General features: G+C 69.4%; 6 protein-coding genes. All 6 read right to left on the bottom strand.

Annotation, left to right across the window (positions count from 1 at the left end; genetic code table 11):
• Positions 1 to 182: hypothetical protein (locus tag ABZ281_RS44100; RefSeq protein ID WP_356663873.1), on the bottom strand; the 182-nt coding region annotated here is incomplete at its 3' end.
• A 305-nt stretch (positions 183 to 487) separates the two neighbouring features.
• Entirely contained in the window at positions 488 to 958 is a 471-nt protein-coding gene (locus ABZ281_RS44095) for a pilus assembly protein TadG-related protein (protein ID WP_356663871.1), read from the bottom strand.
• Positions 955 to 1,383: a TadE/TadG family type IV pilus assembly protein gene (locus ABZ281_RS44090; RefSeq protein WP_356663869.1), complete on the bottom strand. Its 429-nt coding sequence runs from the start codon at positions 1,381 to 1,383 to the stop codon at positions 955 to 957. Before ABZ281_RS44090 ends, ABZ281_RS44095 begins: the two co-directional genes overlap by 4 nt.
• Positions 1,384 to 1,845 carry a TadE family protein gene (locus ABZ281_RS44085; RefSeq protein ID WP_356663867.1) on the bottom strand — a complete coding sequence of 154 codons (462 nt, stop codon included), beginning with the start codon at positions 1,843 to 1,845 and terminating at the stop codon, positions 1,384 to 1,386.
• Between the two features lie 46 nt (positions 1,846 to 1,891).
• Positions 1,892 to 2,143 carry a hypothetical protein gene (locus tag ABZ281_RS44080; protein WP_010041603.1) on the bottom strand — a complete coding sequence of 84 codons (252 nt, stop codon included), beginning with the start codon at positions 2,141 to 2,143 and terminating at the stop codon, positions 1,892 to 1,894.
• A 74-nt stretch (positions 2,144 to 2,217) separates the two neighbouring features.
• The coding region (locus tag ABZ281_RS44075; RefSeq protein ID WP_356663865.1) for a type II secretion system F family protein at positions 2,218 to 3,075 on the bottom strand (858 nt) is incomplete at its 5' end.

Here is a 3,075-nt window from a genome sequence, read left to right as displayed (position 1 = left end):
GGCGAGACGGCGAGGCCCAGGCCGCCGCCGACGCCGGCGGTGAGGCCGGCGGCCGTGGTCTCGACGTAGAGACCGGCCGCGGCGCCGGCACCCGCGGCAGCACCGCCCGCCTGGCCGCCGGCGATGGTGTCCAGCTCGGCGTCGGACATCTGGGCGGTCTGGATCTGCGGGGTGAAGGCCATGGAGGGCGGTTCCCTTCGTTCAATAATTCGAAGTGCTCGAGCGTGACCGATCAAAGCACGTCGGAAGAAGGGGCGGCCAGTCAGTGCCCAGTCCGTGGATATGGCTCCGAGTGGATTTCTGGACGCGAATTCATGAGTGTGACCATTCGGTCACCCGAGACCCCGCGGTCTTCACACCTTCTGCCACTTCGCGATACAGAAATGCGTTCCACAGGGCGGGAAATGAGCCGGACTCGGTTCCTGCCCCACCCCGTCCCGACCTCACGGTGAACGGTGTGCAGATTCGCCGAATGTTCCGGACCGGCTCAGCCGACCTCGTTCTGCGCCACCGCTTCGCCGTGGACCACCACGTCACCGCCGTAGAACACGCCCGTGAAGACCGGGGAGTACGTGAGCTGGACCTCGACCTGTACCTGCTCGGCGTTCGCCGCCACGCAGTGGGTCGCGCCGATGTCCGCGCCCGTCATGTCCATCTCGCGGGCGAAGGCCTTCACCCGGGCGTTGCAGTTCTCGAAGTTGATCGGCGCCGGGCCGCCCTCGTTCTCGTAGAGGGCGTCGCGGTCGATGTCCTGGGCCGCGTAACGAGCCGCCTGTTCGGCGATGTCGGCGGCGCGTTCCCGCTTGGAGATGGACAGACCGCCGTCGATGACGAACGCGGAAAGGGAGAGGAAGACGAGCGCGAAGATGATGACCGCGCCGGCGCCGGAGCCGCGGTCGTCCAGACGTGCGCCACGGGCCGCCCACCACGACGGCCAGGAGGAGCGGAGGTGCCTCACGCCGACCTCCGGAACGGGTCGAGCGGGGAGCTGAAGCTCGCCGAGAGGGTCGTCGGGACGTCGAGGCCGAGCATGGCGAGACCCCGCACCTGGCAGCTCACCTCGACCGTGAAGATGGTGTCCGGCTCGAAGCCCTGACTGGTCTGCGTGACGGTCACGGGGCCCGAGCAGACGTCCGCCAGGTTCGCCTCCGCGGCCTTCCTGGCCTCGGCCATGGCCGTCGCGTGGTCCTTCTGGATCGAGCCCGCGCGGGCCGCGTCCCGGGCCGCTCCGTCGAGCGCTCCGCGGCCGTCCACGAGCTGGCCGAAGGCCACCAGGACCAGGATGAAGAGGATCATCACCGGCGCGAGGATCACGACCTCGACGGTGGACAAGCCCCTGTCGTCCACAGGCCGGCGGCCCTGGGCCAGGGAAGGGACGGACATTCAGTTGCCCTCTTCCTGTACGAACCGCTCCACCGGCCCCACCGACTGCGCGTGCACCGTCAGGTCCAGCCCGGGGAACACCGTCGGGACCCTCGCCTCGATCTCCACGCCCACCGTGTTCTGTTCCGGCTGCACCATCGTCACGTCCGGTGACAGGACCAGTTGGGGGCCGAGCTGACGGATGTAGCTGTCCACCACGTCCCGCGCCTCGCCCCGCCACGCGCCCGGCTGTTCGTCGGCCGTGGCACGGGCCTTGCGGGCTCCGGCCTGGGCCGCCGCCTGGGCGACGTGGTCCGCGAAGAAGTACAGGGCGAACTGCACGGTCGCGAAGATCATGAAGAAGAGGACCGGCGTGAGCAGCACGAACTCGATCGCGGTCATGCCTGAGTCGCCGCGGGCGGCCGCCCGTTCCCGTGTGGCCCGCACCCAGCGGCGTACCCGTCTGCTGACATCTGCCGGCATCCCCGTGAACCCCGTTGCTCTGATACTCCTGATGGTCCTGAGGCGATCAGCAGGTCTTGCCCGCGTCCGCACCCTTGATGCAGTCGCCGACCTTGTTGGCGCCCTCGCTGAGCGCGGCGTTGATGATGGCGGCCACGACACCGACGATCGCCACGACGACCGCGGAGATGATGACCCACTCGACCGCGGAGGCACCGCGGTCCAGCTCGCCGGAGCGGGCCCGCTCGGTGCGGGCCTGGAGGAAGGTGACGAGGAAGTCCACGGCGGGGATGCCGGTGTGGAAGTTACGTCCGTTCATGACGTCTTGTCCTTTCGAAATCGGTGCACGGAGGTTCTGGACTCGTGAAGGTCGCTGCGAGGCTCACACACGGCTCACTGCACCTGGAACACCCGCATCGCCGCCGGAAAGATCAGGAACACCAGGAACCCGGCGCACAGCAGCAGCTGCGCGACGAGCATCGACTGGGACTTCTCGCCCGCGCTGCCCTCGATCTCGGCGAGTTCGCGGTGCCGCATGGTCTCGGCGCGGGAGGCCAGGGACTCGCGCACCTTGGCACCGTCGTCCGCGACCAGGGCCAGGGAGGCGGAGAGGTCCTTGAGCTCCTCCACACCGATCTCCTCGCCGAGCGCGCCGAGGGCCTGCCACTGGCTGACGCCGGTGATGCGGGCGTCGGACAGGGCGTTGCGGATGCGCTGGTTGGCCCAGCCGTCGGAGATCTCGGCCGCCGCCATCAGGGCCTCGGGCAGACCGCGTCCGCCGGCGAGGCTCATGGACACCAGGTCGAGGTAGGCGCCGATCACCCGCCGCAGATCGCGCCGCTTCTCGGCGGCGTCCCGGCGCACTTCCAGGTCGGGCAGGAAGAAGAAGATCACCCCGAAGAGCAGGGCGAGCCAGACCGGGATGATCGGGCTCCTGCCGAAGCCCAGCGTGTAGACGATGGCGAACAGGAACGGGCCGAAGAACAGGCCGGCCACGCCCAGCAGCACCTTCGTCGCCAGGAACTTCTCCCAGCTGCGGTCCAGCACCGCCAGGTCCGCGCGCAGCGAGCGCTGCTCCCAGCCCTGCTGGAGGTAGAACTCCGAGACGCGCAGGCCGACTTCGGCCCGCAGTGCGCCCAGGCGTCCCTTCTCGCGCTCGGCGCGGGCGGTCTCGTAGGCCGAGCCGCGGGCCCGCATCGCGTCGATCCGCGCGACCTGTGAGATCGCGCTGCGCTTGCTGGGCATGAGGGC

This window comes from Streptomyces sp. NPDC006265, assembly GCF_040613555.1.
Taxonomy (GTDB): domain Bacteria; phylum Actinomycetota; class Actinomycetes; order Streptomycetales; family Streptomycetaceae; genus Streptomyces.
Note: the sequence above shows the minus strand (reverse complement) of the source record. Positions and strands in the feature narration are given on the sequence as shown.

Bases quoted from the DNA above. Each gene is read 5' to 3' on its own strand.
- ABZ281_RS44090 (WP_356663869.1), bottom strand. From the start codon at position 1,383: ATGTCCGTCCCTTCCCTGGCCCAGGGCCGCCGGCCTGTGGACGACAGG.
- ABZ281_RS44085 (WP_356663867.1), bottom strand. From the start codon at position 1,845: ATGCCGGCAGATGTCAGCAGACGGGTACGCCGCTGGGTGCGGGCCACA.
- ABZ281_RS44080 (WP_010041603.1), bottom strand. From the start codon at position 2,143: ATGAACGGACGTAACTTCCACACCGGCATCCCCGCCGTGGACTTCCTC.